Raw genomic sequence first — 19,388 nt, forward strand, 5'->3', positions numbered from 1 at the left:
TGACTACTACCGGCAACGCAATGAGCGACTGGTTTGCCCCCCGTTCAAACAATTATCTCACCTGGCTGGGGCTTACCTTTCTTGCCGTCTTGGGTCTGTGCGTTTCAAATGCCACCCACGGCGCCGAAGAATCAACCCCCAGTGACACCGTTTCCATCGGCATCGTCGCCGACAACAAGCCCTATTCCTTTTTTGAAGGCCGAACCACGTCCGGGTTTTCGGCAGATGTCCTGAAAGAGATTGAGGCCAACAGCGGCATTCAATTCGAATTCCGGGCCGGCAACTGGCCCGAACTCTATGAAGCCTTTCTCGCCGGTCAGCTGGACGCCATCGATTCGATCTCATACCGGGAAGACCAGACGGACCGGATCCTGTTTACCGAGCCCTACCACATACGCCAGACCTATCTGATGCAGGATAGCGGCCGGCCGATAGGAGACATCAAATCTCTGGCTGATCTGGAAGACCTTAGGGTCGGTGTCGTGGAGGACGTCTATTACCGTGATCTGCTGGTTGGAAGCGGAATTGATGTCAGGACTTATGACTCAATTCCGAGCCTGGTCCGAGCCCTGGCGTTTGGTTGGGTGGATGTGATTGTCGGGCCGCGTCTCAGCATGAAGTATCAGGCCAATATTGCGGGCCTGTACTTTCTGAGCATTGTCGGCGCCGCGCCGCTTGGCCCCCAATCCCAGGAAGACCTGCGTATCGGCGTGAGAAAAGACAATCCCGAGCTGTTCCGGCGCATACAGCTTGGCCTCGGGGCGATCCCGGAGTCCAGGAAAGCGGAATTGCTGCAACGTTGGCGGGAGTTTGGCGGCACCAGCATCAGCGAGAGCCTGAAATTCAAGCTGAGTGACAGCGAACAGCTGTTCATCTCACAGCTGGGCCCGGTGCGGGTCGGTTTAATGGGGGACTATGCGCCCTTCAGTTTCAAGGCAGGCGGCAAGCTGCAGGGGCTGTCCGTGGATGTACTGAATCGCCTGTCAGACCTCACCGGGCTGCAGGTCATTCCTGTAAGCGGCACTTGGTCCGAGCTTTTCCCCATGCTCCAGGATGGCACTATTGATGTTCTTGGAAACATGTCCCTGACGGAAAAACGCCAGGCTTTTACACAGTTTACGGCCCCCTATTACATAATTCCCAATGTTGCATTTACCCGTGATGGTGGGCTCGACTTCAAGGGGTTGAACAGCCTCTCAGGCTACACCGTCGGTATTACCTCTGACATCTACTATCAGGACGAGGTGCTCCGGATAGTGGGGGCCAACACCAAGGTTTTTGATTCCCAGGAAGCCATGTTCCAGGCTCTCGAACATGACCGAGTGGATGTCGTACTCGCCGCTTTGCCAAATGGGAATTTCTGGGTTCAGGAGCTGCGTATTCCCGGTGTCCGGATTGCCGGGGAACTGGTGTTTGAGGATCATCCCGGAGAGGACCTTCGCTTCGGTGTCCGGGCTTCACTGGCGCCACTGGCAGATATTCTCAATCAGGCGCTGGCCGCCATAAGTCCCATGGAAATGAGGACCATCGAGGATCGATGGCTGGGCGCGTCCAAGGCTACAGAATCCCGGGGCATGGCCGAGCTCCGGCTCTCACCCGAAGAGCAGGCGTGGCTCGATCAACGCAACCGATCCGTTTCCTACTGCATTGATAACGACTGGATGCCCCTCGAAGGGCTGGATTCATCCGGCAATCATGTGGGCCTGTCAGCGGAAGCCTTTCGTCTGTTCAGTGAGAGCAGCAACATACGCTTTGAACTGGTAAAGACGGACTCCTGGCCGGAAAGTCTCGAAGCTGTCGAGGAACGGCGCTGCGATATGCTGGCGCTGGCCATGAAGACCCCGGATCGAACCCGCTTCCTGAATTTCACCACACCCTATCTGCAAGTCCCGAACATCATTCTCGGCCGCATCGAAGCACCCTTCATCGAGAACGTGGGCGACCTGCGCGACAAACGGGTGGGCCTGGTTAAGGGGTATGCGTTCGCGGAACTCCTGCAGTACCGTTACCCGGGTCTCAAACTGGTTGAAGTTGAGAATGAGACGGAAGGCATGAAGCTGTTGCAGGACAATGAACTGGCGGGTTACGTCACCACCCTTGCCACCGCCAGCTACCACATGCAGGAGCTCGGTTTAGCTGACGTCAAGGTGATCGGCCGCATCCCGGCCGACTGGTCACTGTCTGTGGCCACCCGGAGCGACCAGCCCACTTTGCTCGGGATCATGCAGAAACTGGTCGACAGCCTGACTCCCGAGGAGCGTAGCAGCCTCGAAAGCTACTGGCGCGATATCAAGATCGAGCAGTCCGTGGATTACCGGTTGGTATGGCAGCTGGTGGGTATCGCAGTTATCGGTGCCGCACTCATGTTCTACTGGAACCGCAAACTCAATCGACTCAACCGCCAATTGGCGAGCGCCAATGACGCCCTGGCCCGCCTCAGTGTAACCGACGATCTTACCCAGCTGGGCAACCGCAGCTACTTTGACCGGGAGTTCCGAAAAAGCTTCCAGTGGTGCCAGCGCAACCGTGACGGCTTTGCGGTGGCCATGGTCGATGCCGACCTGTTCAAGTCAATCAACGACACCTATGGCCATGAAGCCGGCGACCACTGCCTGAAGACCCTGGCGGATACCATGAGACGGCATTTCCGGCGGGAAACGGACCGGCTGTCACGGTTTGGCGGAGAGGAGTTTGTCATTTTCACCACCTACCAGGATCGCAAGGAAATCATCGAACGGCTGGACCGCTTCAGAAACGCCATCGCCGACTGCTCGACGGTCTTCGGCGGTCAGGAAATTAACCTGACCGTCAGCATCGGGCTTGCCACCGGCATACCGGAACCGAGTGATTCGCCGGCATCGTTTCTCCGGCTTGCCGATCAGGCACTCTATTGCGCCAAACAGAATGGCCGGAACCGTCTGGAGGTTCGGGCCATTAAAGAGTGAGTGGTGCTAGACTTCCCTAAAAACGACAAGGAGCACACCATGGCACGCATCTATGAAGACAACTCCCTATCCATTGGTAACACCCCGCTGGTTCAACTGAACCGGGTGAGTGACGGGGCAACCATCTGGGCCAAGATCGAGGGCCGCAACCCGGCCTACTCCGTGAAATGCCGCATTGGCTCGGCGATGATCTGGGATGCGGAAAAACGGGGCACGCTCAAACCCGGCATGACCATTGTGGAGCCGACCAGCGGCAACACCGGTATTGCGCTGGCGTTCGTGGCAGCAGCCCGCGGCTACAAGCTGATCCTCACCATGCCCTCCTCCATGAGTCTGGAGCGGCGCAAGGTACTGAAGGCACTGGGCGCAGAGCTGGTCCTGACCGAGCCACCCAAAGGCATGCCCGGCGCTATCTCGAAGGCCGAGGAGATTTATTCCTCCGATCCGGACAACTACTTCCTGCCCCAGCAGTTCCAGAATCCGGCCAACCCGCGCATTCATGAAGACACCACAGGGCCGGAAATCTGGCACGACACCGATGGCGAGATCGACATCTTCGTTTCCGGCGTTGGCACCGGCGGCACCCTCACCGGTGTATCCCGCTACATCAAGGAAACTCGGGGCAAGAAAATCACCACCGTGGCCGTTGAGCCTGCCGACTCCCCCATCATCACCCAGACCCTGAACGACGAAGAGCCGACTCCCGCCCCTCACAAAATCCAGGGCATCGGAGCCGGTTTCGTGCCCAAGAACCTGGATCTGGAACTGGTGGACCAGGTGGAAACCGTCACCAACGAAGAAGCCATGGACATGGCCCATCGGCTGATGCAGGAAGAAGGCATCCTGTGCGGTATATCCTGTGGTGCTGCGGTGGTCGCGGCAGTGCGAGTCAGCAAGCAGCCGGAACACAAGGGCAAGAATATTGTCGTGGTACTGCCGGATTCGGCGGAGCGATACCTGTCGTCGGCACTGTTTGCCGACCGTTTCGGGGATCTGGAGAACAAGCAGTAAGGAAGGGCTGAACGGGGACGCCGCCAGTGGCCGCGTCCCCGGTTTGTCCCCACACCGATACTTTACGGTCGTGTCCTTCCCCGTCCATCAGTGACGAGAAGACTCGTCCGCCAGCCCCATGCAGTTCGCGTAGAACGTTGTGGTGGCAGGCCAGTCAGAAAAGATGCCAATCACCCCCACGTCCCGCGCCAGCACGTCAATCACTTTGAGCACGTCACCATCGTTGTTGATGGCGTCCGTGACGCTTTGGTAGTACCAGCCACCGCCGTTAGCCAAGGGACCACTGCGCTCGACCGTCCAGGCAATCAGGTCCAGACCGGCCCTACGGGCGTTCTCGGCGTATTCGGATGGCACGATTTCCTCATGACCGTTCAGGGCCAGCATCTTCCAGAGCGCAGGTGCCAGAATGTTCACACCCTGGGCTTTCAGGCTTTCCATATAGGCGAGGGATGTATTCTCTCTGTTGGGTGCGGCCTGGTCCAGAAAGACTGCCTGCTCGCCGTAGCGCGGGGTTTCGTTCACCCAGAACAGCACGTCCTCCAGGTTGAAGGATTGCGGCCAGACATCATCGGGCGACACCCCGGCCTCGCGGTAGTCATTGATCATCTGGCGGGCATAGTCCTGCTGGCTGTACTCGCCTTCATAAGGCATCTCGACCACGGGTGATTTCAGCTCCGGGGTGAATTTCACGCCGAGGGCCTGGAACAGCTCGATGCTCTCGCGATGGGTCATCAGGGTGCCTCGAGCGGTGTAAAGATCCGTCCGCCAGTCTGCGGTGCCGCCCACGTATTCTTCCGGCGTGGTTGCCATGGGGTTGGAGGCATCCATCTTGCCCTTCAGGGATTTGAACTCGGCGAGGGTGATGTCGCTGGTCCGGCACTCCGCCTGGGCCGGGGTGCCGGTTGCCGGGTCTGCGGGCACGAAGGGCTGTGTGCACTTGGCATTCAGTTCAGGAATGGTAACGATGTCGGTGGTGGTGTGCAGGTCATTCTGGGCATGGCGGCACACCAGCTCCCGGTCCTTGGTGAAGGCGACATCACACTCAACAATGCCGGCACCCATTTTGGCTGCGGCTACATAGGATTCGAGGGTGTGCTCGGGAAACTGCAGCGGCGCGCCCCGGTGGCCGATCGAGAAACCGGTTCGCTTCAGGTGCTTGGTGCCGCAGGCCTGCAGGCGTTCTTTCAGCGGGCCTTCATCCATGTCTTCAACCAGCCAGAATGGACGCGGCCCGATCTCAATGGTGTCATGGCCGTTGGCACCGTGCTTCAACACACTGTGCCAGTCAACCTGCCCCGGCGGCATCCAGTACTGGGCACCCTGGGCATTTGCCGCTGCGTGCGCTAAAGCCAGGGGAAGTGAGCAAAGTGCGATGCCCAACAATGTGCGTAAACTCATAACCAGCTCCTTGTGAAATGAATAATACTGCCGATTCAGTGTTCACAGGGAGGGTTACGTAGGCGTGACCGTTATTTGACCACTTGATGGGCCTTTTGTGTCAGCTGGCGGCGTCTGCCTCGTACTCCCGAATCATCGTGTACAACTGATCCTTCAGGCTCAGGCGCTGCTTCTTCTGGTTTTCGAGGTATTCATCAGAGGTGTTTTCTGCACCCGATTCGATCCGGTGAATCTCATGGTCCAGTTCGTGGTACTCATCAAACAGCCGGGCAAAGTGGCCATTGTTGGCTTTGAGCAGGTGAATGGCTTCTTTCGACTCAGGCAGTTCGTGCAACAGATCGTGTTTTTCCAAGGACATCGGGCATTCTCCGTGACGGGGTTAAGGACTAATCCCGATCAGTCTAGAGTGCCGCGTGCCGGGGCTTCTTGATCCCGGTCAACGGGCGGTTCCGGATCGCCCGATAACGCGGCAATCGCATGGCCAAGGCCAGCGGCGGCCAGGCTCACGCTTCGGTAGCTCAATCGTGAAATACCATGGTGCGAAACCCGCACCAGCCTGCTCCAGGGACGGGTAACAGGCACGCGTTCGAGGATGCCGAAGGTTTCGTCTGCGATCGCAAGATGAACCCGCTCGAGCTTTATCGCACTGTGGCGGGCGCCGTGCGTAAGCAGGTCCCCCATTCCCAACCACCAGCGCCGCTGGTGTTTATCGAACTGAATACTCATACCAACCACTCCTGCAGTTGCGTTGCCACATCCGGGTGATGGGCCAGGCGAATGTGGTCAATACCCGGAAACGTGGCCATGCCCGCCAGCTGCCATCCCGACTGTTCCCGACCCTGCGCACTGGCCTCATGCACCAGGGCATCACCAAACCAGGCATTCACGGGGTGTGTCCTGGATCGGGACAACAAACCGCAGACCACATAATGCCGGGCTCCGGGGAGCAACGGCGCTTCGCCAGTGTCCTGTTCCAGAATGTCGCCCCGGGAAAGGTTGCGAATGCCCGAGCTGCGCAAATCAATCACCTCGCCAATCACCTTCAGGTAATCACGGGGCATGTCATTGAGCATCCCCGCCACCGAACGCGCGCCCCGGGCCAACCACGAGCCATCGTGAGGCGAGCCAATGTACACACAATCGCTGAGAGCATTCAGCCACTGGTGGCCCGCCGTTTTACCCGACTCGCAAGCGCTGCGAATCACCAGACCACCCATGCTGTGCCCAAGCAGAATAATGCGGGTTACGGGCACGGGCCAGGATGCAACAACCCGCTCCAACAACTCGGACAGATCATCGCCATTGCGATAAATGGGCCGACCGGTGTTGTAACGCAGAACCAGATCGGTAACCCCACCACGAATGCCGGCAGAGAGCGAGGCGCCGTAGCTGCCACCGAACGCATCCGGCAGGCGCCAGACCGTGTCCAGCTCCATCAGGCCATGTATGGATATGCACAAGGTACCGGAGGGCTCGTCGATATCAGGCCGGGCGGGATCCAGCTCGGTGCCGCGGTGCAGCAATGCCAGAGTGACCGCCAGCGGATTCCTCCGCGACTCCAGCCAGTCACCAAGAAAGCCACTCGCGATAGCAGACGTGTGGCGCTGCCATCGGGGCATGGGAGCAGACGACATGGGCAGAATCCTTCTGTGCAATTTATCCCCAGTCTACACCCATTATCGCCAATAGAATTGACCCCCATGGCTTGGCGGCTGCGTCGTTTCAGCGGCTGCAGGTTTGCTGCACCTTCTCCCGGAAACGCTCCCGAATCTGGCTATTCTCGGCATCATTGACGAACACCCGCTCGCCCTGGTCGTTCAGACTGTAGAACCCGGAGACACTCTTCATGTATTTGAGGCGGGCACGAAGCTTCTGACACACCTCGGCCTGCTTCGCAGCCCGCTGTTCCGCCTCGGCACGCACCGCTTGCTGCTTACTCCGCTCCTGCTGCTTCTGATCGAGAAAACTCTCAATTTTCTCCTGCCGCTCACGGGTGGTGGCATCAGGCTGAGCTGGCGCCGCCTCTATCTGGACCTGTTTGGAAGTGACTTCGGAAGGGGGGCGATCGCCGAAATGGGTGCGGCCTTCGGCGTCTACCCATTGGTAGACACCCGCAAACGAAAACGTAGAGAAAAGAGCCGAAAACACAAAAAACATCCTTATAAACACAATAATTTCTTTCCCTGAAAGCCTAATGAAATCTCAACCTTAGTAATTCTCGAGAAGGTTTCAACTACCTACGTAGATTTAAACAGAGCCCCACTGGCGGAATTAAGCCACAGAATATAGTTCCATCCAAAGGATGCCTAAACGTTGAAGCATAGAGTTCTTACTGGCTGCGGATGGCGACACCATAATTTGGTTGGAAATTGACAGCACAATGCGACCGTTAGGCAACTCTGGTCGCAAAGCGAACATTCAGTCGGATAGACCAATACTTTCCCTTTGCGAAATACAGCCTCTTTTTAGGAATGTCCGCCGCAACGGGGTAGAACCCGGCAGGTGTGCCGCCAGTTTTATAGACCCTTTCAAACTCACCTTTTGCTCGCAATTAATGGTGAATACATTCAACCATACGGCTATCAGACTTAGAAATTTCGCAGCCATCGCGAGCAACATAATAGCTATTCCAAGCTCTTTGTTTCTTTGCATATTCTTAGGATTTTTTCTCGCAGCCTCGATGTAATTGCAGCGATCGAGGACCAACAACCCTTCTCCTCTGTATATTTTTTGATCTATCCTTGTTTTTGTGTATCCAAGCGCTGGGCCTAGCAAGCGCCCACGCGGGTGTGCGGAGCACTCAGAGATTCTGATTTTTCGAATCATAAAAGGGACGGTTCGATGAAAATTGGTAATACGTGCTCCAAGCGTTCTCGAAGTGAAATTGTTACACCCTGTTTTAGTATGGCGGCCCTAGCCCCAAGTTCGGCGATTTCACGAAGTGACGCCGCAAGCGAACCGGCCGAAATCAAAAACGCCCTCCTCCCCACTGCTTACCATTCAGGCCGGCATTCAGTACCAGTCCAAAGAAATCAGCACAGACCTGAACACCGGGCTGTTCGAAGCCCTGTATACGCAGCCTTTCCTGAGGCCTTGCAAAGTCACGAATTGCTCTTTGGGCGTGAATCTATCATCACATGACTAGTTGGGAGAGAAAGGAAATGAGCAACATTCTAGAAGGTATAAAAGTTATCGAAGTGGCCTCTATGGCTGCTGCACCCAATGCGACGGTAATCCTCGCCGATCTAGGCGCGGAGGTTATCAAGATAGAGCCTCTCGGTGGTGATCCTTGGCGCTATGGACACTTAACACCTGGACTACCGCCGAGCAAGATCCCATGGACGACCTACATCCAGAATCGGACCAAAAAGTCGATCGCCATGAACCTCAAGAAGCCGGAGGCTCAGGAAGCACTGTACAAATTGGCGGCGACGGCCGACGTCTTTCTGACGAACTCGCCTCATCCGGTTCAGGTCGCTCTCAAACACACATATGAAGACATCAAGGCAGTCAAGCCAGACATCGTCTATGCCTCGATCAATGGCTTCGGCAAAGCCGGACCCGATAAGGACGCGCCGGGTTTCGACATGACCGCATGGTACGCCCGAACCGGCATCATGGAGGAAATGCGGGCCAAGGACGGTGACCCGGTCGCTTTGCCCGTCGGAATCGGTGACCTGGGCACGTCGGCAACGCTCGCCGGTGCTGTCCTGGCAGGGCTTTACCACCGAGAACACACTGGCAAGGGCTCCGAGGTTTTTACCTCGCTAATGCACAACGGCCTGTGGGCAAACGCCTGCATGACACAGGCGGCACTCGTCGGCACGCCGCCGATGCCCAAGTTCCATATGGATGAGTGGCCGAACCCGGTCGCCGGTGGCCGGTTCAGAACCAAAGACGGTCGCTACATCATCATCGTTGAACTTAATCCGAACAACATCGAAAACCTTCGAGATGCCTTCGGCGCCGATCACCTGAAGGGGGATGAGCGCTTCGCGACACCGCAGTTGCGCCTCAAAAATGCCAAGGCGCTGTTCGACGAAATGCAGAAGATCGTCGTAACCCATGACCTGGAGGTGGTCAGAAAGCGCCTGAGCGATTTCGGCGTGAACTACAGCGTGGCGCAAACCACCGCGGAAAACACGCGCGACGAACACATGATTGCAAACGGCTGTTTCCCGGAGGTCGAGGGCTCGGAAGGGGTTCGTACCGTCGACAGTCCGATACATATCTTTAGTGATGGGTATGAAAGGGTTAAACCGCAAAACCCGCCGGGTGTCGGTGAGCATACGATGTCTGAATTGACGGCGCTGGGATATAGCGAAGAAGACGTCAACGCACTGGCGGCAGCAGGGGCAATAGGCTTGCCTCGTTAGTGCATGTCGTGTAGTAGCGTTCACATTCACTATGGAGAAATCAACATGAGCGGTGAGCATAAATATTTCGAGGACTTTGAGATTGGCGAGTCCTTCGTGACCGGCGGTCGGACCATCACTGAAACGGACATTGTGATGCACGCCATGCACTCCGGCGATTGGCAACCCCATCACACCAATGAAGAATTCGCCAAAGAGCAATCCTTCAAGACCCGGCTCGCCCATGGAAACATGACCTTCTGCATCAGTACAGGTTTGATCTTTCAGTCCTCATCGGAAAACCCGAACATCATGGCGTATGGCTACAATAAAATCCGTTACCCTGCCCCGGTCTTTCCGGGCGACACGATCAAGGTCGAAGTGGAAATCACCGACAAGCAGGATCATCCGAAGGTCAAAACCCATGGGCTGATGACCCAAACAGAGACAACGACCAATCAACGGGGAGAAACCGTCGCTTTCGTCGAGCACGTTCTCTTTGTGACCAAGAGGACTCCGTCAGCCTGATTGGAGGTATTCCGCAGAGGAAGATGTTGATCGTTGCTGCTGTCATTTGGCCTCGATCAAATTATTTGGGAACGGGGCGCCTGCAAACAAGGTGCCCTGACGATCAGCAACGCAAGGTCGTCAGAAAGGAGCTCGAAATGACGGAGGCCAAAGAATACAAAGAAGTTGCGAAATTTTTTGAAGACTTCGAGATTGGGGAAAGCAGGGTTACGGCCGGCAGGACGATTACCGAAGCCGATTTTATTATGCATGCCATGCATTCTGGTGACTGGATGCCCCACCACACAGACGCGGAGTGGTGCAAAACCCAGCCTTTCAAAGAGCCGATCATCCATGGCAATGCGACCTTCAGCATCAGCACCGGGTTGTGTATTCAGGGCGAGCCGCTGAACCCACACGGGATGTCATATGGGTATGACAAAATCCGCTATCCGAGACCAGTCTTCGCGGGCGACACAATCAAAGTCACGGTTACGGTAATAGATAAAAGGGACCACCCCGAGCAGTCCAGTCATGGGCTGATCACGGAAGAAAAAATTACGACGAATCAGAATGATGAAGTCGTCTGTGTAGCCCATCACGTGATCTACGTCGAAAAACGAAATCCCTGACAAGGAAGCCCTTTTTGACTGCTAAACGGAAGTGACGTCGATGAGCACAAACGGAAATCGCCATTCAAAACTTGGGGCATTCTATGGCATGGATGTCCCCTCACTGCTTGAGCAGTGGGCCGAGCGCCAGCCAGATAAAACCTTTGTGGTCTGGGCCCCCTTCGATGGTCCCGAGCGCCGCTGGAGCTATGCCGAGATGGCGCACGAGGCCAAACGTCTTGCCGCGGGTTTAAAAGCGCGCGGGATTGGCCCGGACGATTTTGTTTTGATGCACCTGGACAACTCGCCCGATTTTCTTGGCACCTGGTTTGCCTGCGCCTATTTGGGTGCAGTTCCTGTGACCACAAACACTCGCTCTGTAGCCGAAAATGTAAGATATTTTGCCGAGGTGATGCAGCCCAAGTGCGCCATCACTGACCCCACCTATGCAGCGCTTGTCCGTGAAGCCTGCGGTGACAGCACGCCATTGATTGTCTCTGGCCAGCTTACAGACGAGCAAACACAAACGCTGAATGCCGAGCCTGTATCGACAGTGTTGTCCGACACCGAGATTCCCAGGCTTCCAGTAGATTGCCTTCGTAATTTCGCGGTTCAGTTTACTTCTGGTACCACCTCGCGGCCAAAGCCAACGGTCTGGACCCAGGCCAATGCGCTCTGGGGCGGCAAGTCCATGGCCATGAATCTGCGGCTGCGTCGCGACGACATAACACTTGTTTATATGCCATTGTTCCACGCCAACGCTCAGATGAGCCTGCTTTCGGCTTTCTGGTCCGGCGGTACGATTGTGGTGCACCCGAGATTTTCCGCGTCGCGATTCTGGGACACCTGCGCTAAATATGATGTCACCTGGGTCTCGATGATCCCTTTTAGCTTCAAAGCCCTCAAAGGTCGGCCCGTGCCGAAGCACAAGGTGAGAATCATGATTGGCCTGGAGCGACTGCCAGAGGCTGAGCGGGAATTTGGAGTGCAAACGCTGGCGCTCTGGGGCATGACCGAGACCACCACTGCCTGCATTGTCACCGACCCGGATCAACCGGGCCCTGCCGGCACCATGGGGCGACCATCGCCACTGTACGAGATTGAAGTGCTCAGGGACGATGGTGAGCTAGCTGGGCCGGGCGAACAGGGTCTGTTGTACATTCGCGGCGAACGCGGCGTCTCACTGTTTAAAGAGTACTACCAAAATCCCGAGAAGACGGAAGAAGCATTCAATGAAAGCGGCGCCCTCGATACTGGCGATATAGTGCGCATCGACGAAAACGGCTGGATGTTCTTCGTAAACCGCGATAAAGACATGCTCCGCGTCGGTGGGGAAAATGTCGCGGCTCTGGAAATTGAAACCGCGATCAACGAAATCGGACTGGCTCTGGAGTGTGCGGTCGTGGCCCGGAAGCACGCCATGCTTGGGGAGGTCCCGGCCGCATTTATTCGCCTGAACGATGCCAATAAGTCATTGACCGAGGCTCAGGTTAGCGAACGGGTTATTCAATACTGCCGCAACGCACTGGCCGATTTTAAAGTGCCAAGATCCGTACATATTGTCGAAGACTTCCCACGCTCAACGCTTGATCGCATTGCCAAAAATAAATTGCGCGAACAGTTACCGACTATCGAGGCGGATAAACCAGCAACTGAATAGGCTCGCCAGTTTTTGCGGAGGAAAAGCCGGATGAGCGAATATCAGTTCGTAACCACAGAACGCAAAGACAACGTGGGCGTCGTTACCTTCAATCGCCCTGAAGCATTGAACGCATTGAATGAGCAGGTCGCCAAAGATGTGACCGACGCATTGATGGCGTTTGATGCCGACGAAAGCGTTGCCTGCATGGTTCTCTCCGGTGGCGATAAAGCTTTTTGCGCGGGCGCTGATCTTAAGTGGATTGCGTCCAAAGATTTTGAAAGTGCCTATCGTACCGATCTCGCTGCTTATATGGATCAAGTGGCCGAATTGCGCAAGCCGGTCATTGCCGCTGTGCGCGGTTTCGCCTTCGGCGGCGGCACGGAGATCTCCCTGATGTGCGACATGATCATTGCGGATACCACTGCCCAGCTCGGTCTGCCGGAAGTGACTCCTGGGTCATTCCAGGCGCTGGAGGGCCCGCCCGACTGACGCGTGCCGTCGGCAAGTCAAAGGCCATGTACTACGTCTTGACCAGCCAGAACTTTGACGCCGAAGAAGCCGAACGAATCGGCGTTGTCACCAAAGTGGTGGCGGAGGGAGAGCAATTGGAAGAGGCTCTGAAAATTGCGGGTGCCATTGCCAAAAACCCGCAGCTGGCGGTGATGGCCGGTAAAGAGGCGGTCAATCAGCAGGCCGAAACGCCACTGATTCCCCGGTTTAAAGCTGGAGCGCCGATTATTTCACGGTCTGTTCAGTACTCCAGATCAGAAGGAAGGTAGGGTAGCGTTTGCTGAAAAGCGCCAACCCAGATTCAGGAAATACTGATCGCGCGGCAGATTAAAGCATGACTCAAGTAAGGAAAGGAGAACGTCATGGACAAAGTTATCGTTGAAAAATCAGGTGGCATCGTTCACGTCAGGATCAACCGACCGGACGTCATGAATGCTTGCGATGGCGAGACGTACAACGCGATCGCCGATGCATGGGACGATCTTGAAAACGACCCCGATCTCAGGGTAGGAATCGTTAGCGGCGAGGGCCGCGCCTTTTGTGTCGGAACCGATATCAAATGGGTCAAATCGCCGGATGCCGAGGGTTTCGTGGATCGCCTTTACCCCCGCATGTTGACCTTGACGAAGCCAGTCATTGCCGCCATCCAGGGTCACTGCAATGGCGGTGGCCTGGAGCAGGTGTTAGCCGCTGATATTCGGGTTTGTACTGAAGATGCCCATTTTGGCTCCGGTGAAGTCCGGCTTGGCTGGATTCCCGGCGGCTACGGCACCCAACGACTGCCTCGCGTGATTCCTTTGGGGCCAGCGCTCGAGATGCTCTACACCGGCGGCCGCATCAATGCTAGCGACGCCTACCGCCTAGGGCTGGTCAATCATGTGGTTCCTGCGGATCAGTTGATGTCGAAATGCGAACAGATTGCCACAGAAATCATCAAGAGCGCTCCGCTGGCCGTGCAGAAGATGAAGGAAGTTGTCATGCAGGGCCTGGATATGCCGCTGACCCAGGCGGTCAGACTCGAGAAAGAGTACTTCGACTGGCTAATGCGGACCGAGGATTCGAAAGAAGGCGCCCTCGCGTTTGCTGAGAAGCGGGCGCCAAAGTGGAAAGCGAAGTAGTCATCGAAGCCCAAACCGGCTACTCGAATGTCTCCGCATATTATCCGCCTTGAGTACACAGGGGATAAGGCACAACCGGAAGCGCTTGGGAAATCCGTGCCCCTGGATCAGCAGAGAAGAAATAGCTGGTGCTACTCACCAGCCCAGCTATCTGTTCGAGTCTTGTTTGCTCGCTGCGCGGCTGATCCGGAGCGGTACAAAGCGGTAAGTCCAGGTATTACGCATCAGTGTCCAGCTTCGAAGAAAGCGGTCAGCTTGAGGTGTCCATCGCTGCGGCCGATACGTTCACAATGCTGTATCGCCACACGGAAGAAATGGCGATGCCTGAAGGGGGCAGCTTCACCTACAGGATGTTCCTGATGGTGAAGGCCAATGGCGAGCTTTTCTGGGTGGACAACAATTCCACGATTCGGGATGCCGGTGACTACCGTGGTGGTCCGAGCGAGACGGTGTATACCTGGTCAGACGACGATACTCGACGAGGTGTCATTGAGCCGATGGTGTACAGCAACGTTTACACCAAAGACCCGGAACAAATCAGCGTCAATGAGGTATACGGTGAACTGTTCTTCGGTACCGTTGTCCTGGAAAGCGTGAGCGATCCGGCGCTGAATCTCTCTACAACCTGGGGCAACTATCCACTATGTGATCTTACTTCGTATACCTGCACTAACGATGAGGTTATCGCGTTGGTGGACGATCCCGCTGAAAATAACGAAAGCGATCTGCATGTTTATGCGCCCTATCGCACGGCGGGTGATCTCCAGTTGATCTGGGATTACAAGCCAGGTAACAACAACTTTGAGTTCCTGCTTTTGCGCTCTACGTCCAAGGCCCTGATTCTCTCAGTGCAGGATGAGTTCAATGCACGAGATGATGGCACACAGGGAACCAACTGATCGATAGGGATAAGACCGGTCGATAAAATGTACCGAACCGCTTGCTTTTGGAAGTAAGCGGTTCTTCAACAAGAAAACTAAGCCCCATGCTGGTTGCACGGGACTCTCATTGATCGACTGGAATTAGCCAGTCTCAGCCCTTTCCCGCCCACGTTCCAGGTCATACAGACGCTTGATTATCCCCTGATCCTTGTTGGCGTCCTTCTGAGTGCTATGCTCTGCGTGACAAAAACTATTAGTTCTACTCATCACCTTCAGCTGGAATGCAATTAGGGTTCTACCCCGTTAATGCGGACATTCCTAAAAAGAGGCACACTGTGCCAAAGGAGTGCTCATGTCCAGACGCAGAAAATATAGCCCAGAGTTCAAGCGCGAAGCTATCGCTTTAACCCGTCAACCCGGTGTGAGTTGTCGCCAGATAGCCTTGGAAATCGGTATCAATCCCAACCTGTTGTCTCGTTGGCGCAGAGAAGCGGATGAGGAGACAGACAAAGCCTTTAAGGGCTCTGGTTCTCCCCGAGACGAGGAGGTTGCCCGCCTCAAACGAGAGTTGGCCCGTGTGAAGAAGGAGCGTGATTTTTTTGCGCGAAGCGGCAGTGTTCTTTGCAAAGGAGTCGTCCTGAGGTATCAGGCGATTCAACGTTGTCGCAATAACTTCCCGATACGTCTTATGTGCCGATGCCTGAAGGTGTCGGCCAGCGGTTATTACGCTTGGGTATCTCGCCCTCAGTCGGCCAGGGCAAATGCCAACCAGCACTTGCTGTCACGCATCAGAGAGATTCACGACGACAGCGGTGGCATGATCGGCTCACCCCGCATGCACGAGGCCTGGTTGCCGAGGGCGCTTCAACCAGTCTGAACCGTATTGCGCGATTGATGGCCAAATACGGTATTCAGGGTTGGCCACGGAAGAAACGCGGACGCTTGGGGCGTCAATCTTATAGGCCACCGGGTATCCGGAATCAACTGGAGCGGAATTTCTCCGCCCTAGAGCCGGACACCAAATGGGTGACGGATATTACGGAGATACCCACGCAGGAAGGAAAGCTCTTTCTCTGCGTGGTTCTAGACCTGTTCAGCAAGCTGATAGTTGGTTGGTCCATGCATCATCGACAGGATCGGCATATGGTGATCAGAGGGGTTGAGATGGCCGTTTGGCAACGCCAAGGGAAAGTTCCGGTGATTTTACACTCTGATCGAGGCAGCCAATTCACCAGTGGTGACTACCAGCGATATCTCGGCAGCAACCGCCTGGTAAGCAGCATGAGCGCGGTCGGTCAGTGTGGCGATAATGCTGCATGCGAGAGATTCTTCGGAATGCTCAAACAGGAGCGAGTTCACCACCGGCGTTACCGCACTCAGAACGAAGCACGAGCTGACGTATTTGATTACATCGAGCGGTTCCATAATCCTAGGATGCGACGTAGAGTTGCCGCCCAGGACAAGAAGTTGTCAGCCGTTTTAAAACCGTCCGTGTAAAAGGGGTAGAACCCTTAAATGCCGAGAACGGTTAAGCTTCAGGGGTGGTAAAAGTCATCTCGGATCAACCGTACGGAAGCGAGTAAGGCCTTGTGACCAGAATCATTGTGATCAACATCGACGATGCCAAGGACAGATGGGAGCATATCTCGCGACAGCTCAGTGAAATGGGTCTCGTCGCTGAACGATTTGCTGCAATTAATGGAAGAAAGCAAAATCACCCGCTTTTCGAGCGCTATGACGATAGTCTGAGAAAGAAGAGAAAGGGTGATTCATTGAGCCTTGGACAGCTGGGATGCTTTGCAAGCCACTTCCTTGTCTGGAAGCGTTGCATGGAGCTTGATGAGCCCGTCATTGTGTTAGAGGACGATGTTACCGTAGTCGTCGAAAGACTGGACGAGTTTCTGGAAGTGGCGGGCAAACTTGACGATCGCATTGAGTGCGTTCGCCTATTCAACAACAAGACAAAGCACCATAAGGTTATCCCCTATGCTGTCTTTGGCGACTTGGCCATCGTCAAATATACCAAGGGCCCGATGAGCGCTATGGGTTATTATTTGACGCCAAAAGGGGCTCACAAGCTCATCTCAAACGCCGACAAATGGTTTCTCGCCGTTGACATGTATATGGACCGTTTCTGGGTAAATGATGTGGAATGCTTCGGTACCGTACCCGCCTGTGTAAAGCACGATTATATTTTCGACTCCATGATTGGCTACGAGGCCAAACCGACAAGATCCTTTTCAACGAGGGCGAGAAGGGAACTGTTTTCGTTCACTGAAAACACTCGTCGTTTTCTTCATAACCTGAAATTCCGGACCCATCATTCGGGCCTATCCCACCCTGTTCGCAATGAAAGAACCGTTTGATGGCGGAAAACAAACAGAAAATCCCAAAAAAACTTCATTTCGTCTGGGTCGGTGACGACAGGCTTCGACCTGACGCCTACATCGAAACCTGGCGACGGATGCACGAAGGCTTTGACGTAAAGGTTTGGGGTAACAATGATCTTCGTGATATTCCCTGGAAGACAAAGCATCTAATGGAGCATGTCCTGAAGGTCGGAGGGCAATATGCTGCGATAGCCGACCTCATGAGATGGGAAATTCTTCTGAATGAGGGCGGCATAGCCCTTGATGCTGATTCGGTATGCTTGAAAACGTTACCGATCTGGTTATTGGAGTGTGACCTTTTTGCAGCCTGGGAAAATGAATATAGCCGACCGGGGCTTGTCGCAAACGGGTACGTCGGATGTGCCCCGCAACACCCAGTTATTCAGGGTATTGTTCAGGATCTATCAGAACTTGAGCACTGGCCAAGAAGATTCTCTTTCTCAAGAATGGGGTGGCATTACTCGCCCGCGTGGAAATTAACAGGGCCCGGCGTATTTACAGAGGCCTTGATGTCGTCCCCTGACAAGACTGCAACGATTTTACCAAGCCATTTCTTTATCCCCATTCATTACTCAGGGATAAAATACAAGGGCAGTGGACCTGTCTTTGCCTGCGAGTTCTTCTCCAGCACGCCTCAATCCTCTGAAATGACAGACCTTTCCTTATCCGCTGACGAATTAACTGCATTAGCCAAAGGCTTTCTTAATGAATGATTTTATCCAGAGAAGGCTGGAGGAGCTTGTCAGCGCAGCCATCTTGTTGTTTTTCGCATGCTCGATACTCTTACCTTGGGCAGAAATTGGTCGTTTCTTTTTCTTTGGGTTGTCGCTCCCTTTGGCATTTTATTATGTCTACAAACGAAAGCTTCCCAGGGAGTTTTTGTCTTTTCCGATGCTGGCAATGATGGTCCTGGTTGGTTATCTGGTGGTTAACTCTTTCCTGTTAAGTGATGTTAGCGGCAATCAGGATTTTCGTCGGCTTCGTTGGGGAGTAGAGATCGCTCTCTTCGTACTCGCATTCACAATAGCTTGCCATTACTGGATCAACAATCCCTGTACGATGGGACGAAGTTTTGCCCTTATCTCGGGGCTAGCCGCGTTATTACCGGTTGCGGCCTATATCGTGACCGGGGATTTTTCTCAAAGGATCACCGGCGCGGGCTTCCTCGGTCACCCTATTCGGGGTGCCTCGACTCTATTGGTGCTGTGGGCACTTGGAGCAATTGGTTTCTTGCTGGCAAAAAGTCGAGTGGACCTAATCGACTGGGTTCTTCTGGTTATTTCGGGCGCCCTGGTTTTTTTATTCGTTGTGCTCTCACAAAGCCGAGGCCCGATTGGCTCCGCCGTTCTGCTGTTTGGGCTGCTCCTGTTCAGTGTTTCCGTAAAAACCGCGAATAGAAAGAGCCTTTTTCTCTGGGGGAGCGGTCTATTAGTGGGGCTTGCTGCCTCGGTATGGTTGTCTGGCGCTTATGAATCGATTGTGGAGAAGGTCAGTGATCGAGGGCTGTCTTATCGACTGGAGATTTGGACGGCGGTCATTCAGCACGCTTCTTCATTCTGGACATTTGGCGTGGGTCAGGCCACAGACTTCATTGACACACTTCCCGGAAAGGATCTCGCGACAGGTGTCGGCCTGACGTTTGATCACACTCATAACATCTTCCTTCAGGCACTACTGGTCGGCGGGATCCCCGCACTCGCGTTGATTGTGGTGATCATAGGATCTTTGATGCTCAGGCTCGCATTGATGAAACATGAATCACTGGAGGTCCGCGTGGGGGTGTTTGCGCTGTTGCTGTTGGTCGTTTCTATTAACGTAACGGATACCATCCGTTTCCTATCTTCGCCGAAGCCTGACTGGGTTCTCTTTTGGGCACCATTGGCATTTTGTGCGGTGTACACAGGCGCCGCACGAAAAACGGCATCAAGATCAAAGAGTGTGAGGCAGGGGTCAAACTTGTAAATTTAGGGCAAATACATTCGGGCATCTGACACTTGGGCTTGTGGTGCATGTCATGGCT

The 19,388-nt window shown here is 54.8% G+C and carries 17 protein-coding genes and 1 pseudogene; 13 read left to right on the top strand and 5 right to left on the bottom strand.

All coding sequences use genetic code 11. The features are described from left to right. Positions 1 to 20 precede the first annotated feature (20 nt). Both KZO34_RS08980 and cysK read left to right on the top strand, forming a co-directional pair. A complete protein-coding gene (locus KZO34_RS08980) occupies positions 21 to 2,945 on the top strand; it encodes a transporter substrate-binding domain-containing diguanylate cyclase (protein ID WP_219475846.1) in 2,925 nt (974 codons plus the stop codon). A gap of 39 nt (positions 2,946 to 2,984) precedes the next feature. After that, positions 2,985 to 3,956 (top strand): cysteine synthase A, encoded by a 972-nt coding sequence (gene cysK / locus KZO34_RS08985; protein ID WP_219475847.1) that lies wholly within the window; start codon positions 2,985 to 2,987, stop codon positions 3,954 to 3,956. Positions 3,957 to 4,043: 87 nt separating this feature from the next. Here the strand turns inward: cysK and KZO34_RS08990 are convergent, their stop codons facing one another. From KZO34_RS08990 to KZO34_RS09010, 5 genes are all read right to left on the bottom strand, one after another. After that, positions 4,044 to 5,354, bottom strand: coding sequence for a glycerophosphodiester phosphodiesterase family protein (locus KZO34_RS08990; RefSeq protein WP_219475849.1), 1,311 nt, complete (start codon positions 5,352 to 5,354; stop codon positions 4,044 to 4,046). Positions 5,355 to 5,454: 100 nt separating this feature from the next. Next, entirely contained in the window at positions 5,455 to 5,712 is a 258-nt protein-coding gene (locus KZO34_RS08995) for a YdcH family protein (protein ID WP_219475850.1), read from the bottom strand. Positions 5,713 to 5,750: 38 nt separating this feature from the next. Then, positions 5,751 to 6,080 (bottom strand): hypothetical protein, encoded by a 330-nt coding sequence (locus KZO34_RS09000; protein WP_219475851.1) that lies wholly within the window; start codon positions 6,078 to 6,080, stop codon positions 5,751 to 5,753. Then, positions 6,077 to 6,988, bottom strand: coding sequence for an esterase/lipase family protein (locus KZO34_RS09005; protein ID WP_219475852.1), 912 nt, complete (start codon positions 6,986 to 6,988; stop codon positions 6,077 to 6,079). Before KZO34_RS09005 ends, KZO34_RS09000 begins: the two co-directional genes overlap by 4 nt. A gap of 88 nt (positions 6,989 to 7,076) precedes the next feature. Further along, complete coding sequence (locus KZO34_RS09010) at positions 7,077 to 7,502, bottom strand: DUF4124 domain-containing protein (RefSeq protein ID WP_308318786.1); 426 nt, start codon at positions 7,500 to 7,502, stop codon at positions 7,077 to 7,079. A 1,013-nt stretch (positions 7,503 to 8,515) separates the two neighbouring features. Here KZO34_RS09010 and KZO34_RS09015 point away from each other — a divergent pair. From KZO34_RS09015 to KZO34_RS09070, 11 genes and pseudogenes are all read left to right on the top strand, one after another. Further along, positions 8,516 to 9,730 carry a CaiB/BaiF CoA transferase family protein gene (locus tag KZO34_RS09015; protein ID WP_219475853.1) on the top strand — a complete coding sequence of 405 codons (1,215 nt, stop codon included), beginning with the start codon at positions 8,516 to 8,518 and terminating at the stop codon, positions 9,728 to 9,730. Positions 9,731 to 9,775: 45 nt separating this feature from the next. Beyond that, complete coding sequence (locus KZO34_RS09020) at positions 9,776 to 10,237, top strand: MaoC/PaaZ C-terminal domain-containing protein (protein WP_219475854.1); 462 nt, start codon at positions 9,776 to 9,778, stop codon at positions 10,235 to 10,237. Positions 10,238 to 10,374: 137 nt separating this feature from the next. Continuing rightward, the gene (locus KZO34_RS09025) at positions 10,375 to 10,848 is read left to right on the top strand and encodes a MaoC family dehydratase (protein ID WP_219475855.1); all 474 of its coding nucleotides are present in this window, start codon (positions 10,375 to 10,377) and stop codon (positions 10,846 to 10,848) included. 40 nt (positions 10,849 to 10,888) lie between these two features. Next, a complete protein-coding gene (locus tag KZO34_RS09030) occupies positions 10,889 to 12,487 on the top strand; it encodes an AMP-binding protein (RefSeq protein WP_219475857.1) in 1,599 nt (532 codons plus the stop codon). Between the two features lie 30 nt (positions 12,488 to 12,517). Further along, positions 12,518 to 13,248 (top strand): annotated as a pseudogene (locus KZO34_RS18675) (enoyl-CoA hydratase-related protein). 93 nt (positions 13,249 to 13,341) lie between these two features. Beyond that, positions 13,342 to 14,097 (top strand): enoyl-CoA hydratase/isomerase family protein, encoded by a 756-nt coding sequence (locus KZO34_RS09045; protein WP_219475860.1) that lies wholly within the window; start codon positions 13,342 to 13,344, stop codon positions 14,095 to 14,097. Positions 14,098 to 14,324: 227 nt separating this feature from the next. Continuing rightward, positions 14,325 to 14,996 (top strand): hypothetical protein, encoded by a 672-nt coding sequence (locus KZO34_RS09050; protein WP_219475861.1) that lies wholly within the window; start codon positions 14,325 to 14,327, stop codon positions 14,994 to 14,996. 334 nt (positions 14,997 to 15,330) lie between these two features. Next, a protein-coding gene (locus KZO34_RS09055; protein ID WP_219475862.1) for an IS3 family transposase occupies positions 15,331 to 16,475 on the top strand; the annotation gives its coding sequence in 2 pieces (ribosomal slippage) (positions 15,331 to 15,823 and positions 15,823 to 16,475; 1,146 coding nt in all). A gap of 107 nt (positions 16,476 to 16,582) precedes the next feature. Then, on the top strand, positions 16,583 to 17,344 hold the full coding sequence (locus KZO34_RS09060; protein ID WP_219475863.1) for a glycosyltransferase family 25 protein: 762 nt from the start codon (positions 16,583 to 16,585) through the stop codon (positions 17,342 to 17,344). Beyond that, positions 17,344 to 18,081: a glycosyltransferase family 32 protein gene (locus tag KZO34_RS09065; RefSeq protein WP_219475864.1), complete on the top strand. Its 738-nt coding sequence runs from the start codon at positions 17,344 to 17,346 to the stop codon at positions 18,079 to 18,081. The genes KZO34_RS09060 and KZO34_RS09065 overlap by 1 nt, the downstream gene beginning before the upstream one ends. After that, the gene (locus KZO34_RS09070; protein WP_219475865.1) at positions 18,074 to 19,330 is read left to right on the top strand and encodes an O-antigen ligase family protein; all 1,257 of its coding nucleotides are present in this window, start codon (positions 18,074 to 18,076) and stop codon (positions 19,328 to 19,330) included. Before KZO34_RS09065 ends, KZO34_RS09070 begins: the two co-directional genes overlap by 8 nt. The last annotated feature ends 58 nt before the right edge of the window (positions 19,331 to 19,388 follow it).

The organism is Marinobacter sp. F4206 (genome assembly GCF_019392195.1).
Classification (GTDB): Bacteria; Pseudomonadota; Gammaproteobacteria; order Pseudomonadales; family Oleiphilaceae; genus Marinobacter.

Bases quoted from the DNA above. Each gene is read 5' to 3' on its own strand.
- KZO34_RS08980 (WP_219475846.1), top strand. From the start codon at position 21: ATGAGCGACTGGTTTGCCCCCCGTTCAAACAATTATCTCACCTGGCTG.
- cysK (WP_219475847.1), top strand. From the start codon at position 2,985: ATGGCACGCATCTATGAAGACAACTCCCTATCCATTGGTAACACCCCG.
- KZO34_RS08990 (WP_219475849.1), bottom strand. From the start codon at position 5,354: ATGAGTTTACGCACATTGTTGGGCATCGCACTTTGCTCACTTCCCCTG.
- KZO34_RS08995 (WP_219475850.1), bottom strand. From the start codon at position 5,712: ATGTCCTTGGAAAAACACGATCTGTTGCACGAACTGCCTGAGTCGAAA.
- KZO34_RS09000 (WP_219475851.1), bottom strand. From the start codon at position 6,080: ATGAGTATTCAGTTCGATAAACACCAGCGGCGCTGGTGGTTGGGAATG.
- KZO34_RS09005 (WP_219475852.1), bottom strand. From the start codon at position 6,988: ATGTCGTCTGCTCCCATGCCCCGATGGCAGCGCCACACGTCTGCTATC.
- KZO34_RS09015 (WP_219475853.1), top strand. From the start codon at position 8,516: ATGAGCAACATTCTAGAAGGTATAAAAGTTATCGAAGTGGCCTCTATG.
- KZO34_RS09020 (WP_219475854.1), top strand. From the start codon at position 9,776: ATGAGCGGTGAGCATAAATATTTCGAGGACTTTGAGATTGGCGAGTCC.
- KZO34_RS09025 (WP_219475855.1), top strand. From the start codon at position 10,375: ATGACGGAGGCCAAAGAATACAAAGAAGTTGCGAAATTTTTTGAAGAC.
- KZO34_RS09030 (WP_219475857.1), top strand. From the start codon at position 10,889: ATGAGCACAAACGGAAATCGCCATTCAAAACTTGGGGCATTCTATGGC.
- KZO34_RS09045 (WP_219475860.1), top strand. From the start codon at position 13,342: ATGGACAAAGTTATCGTTGAAAAATCAGGTGGCATCGTTCACGTCAGG.
- KZO34_RS09065 (WP_219475864.1), top strand. From the start codon at position 17,344: ATGGCGGAAAACAAACAGAAAATCCCAAAAAAACTTCATTTCGTCTGG.
- KZO34_RS09070 (WP_219475865.1), top strand. From the start codon at position 18,074: ATGAATGATTTTATCCAGAGAAGGCTGGAGGAGCTTGTCAGCGCAGCC.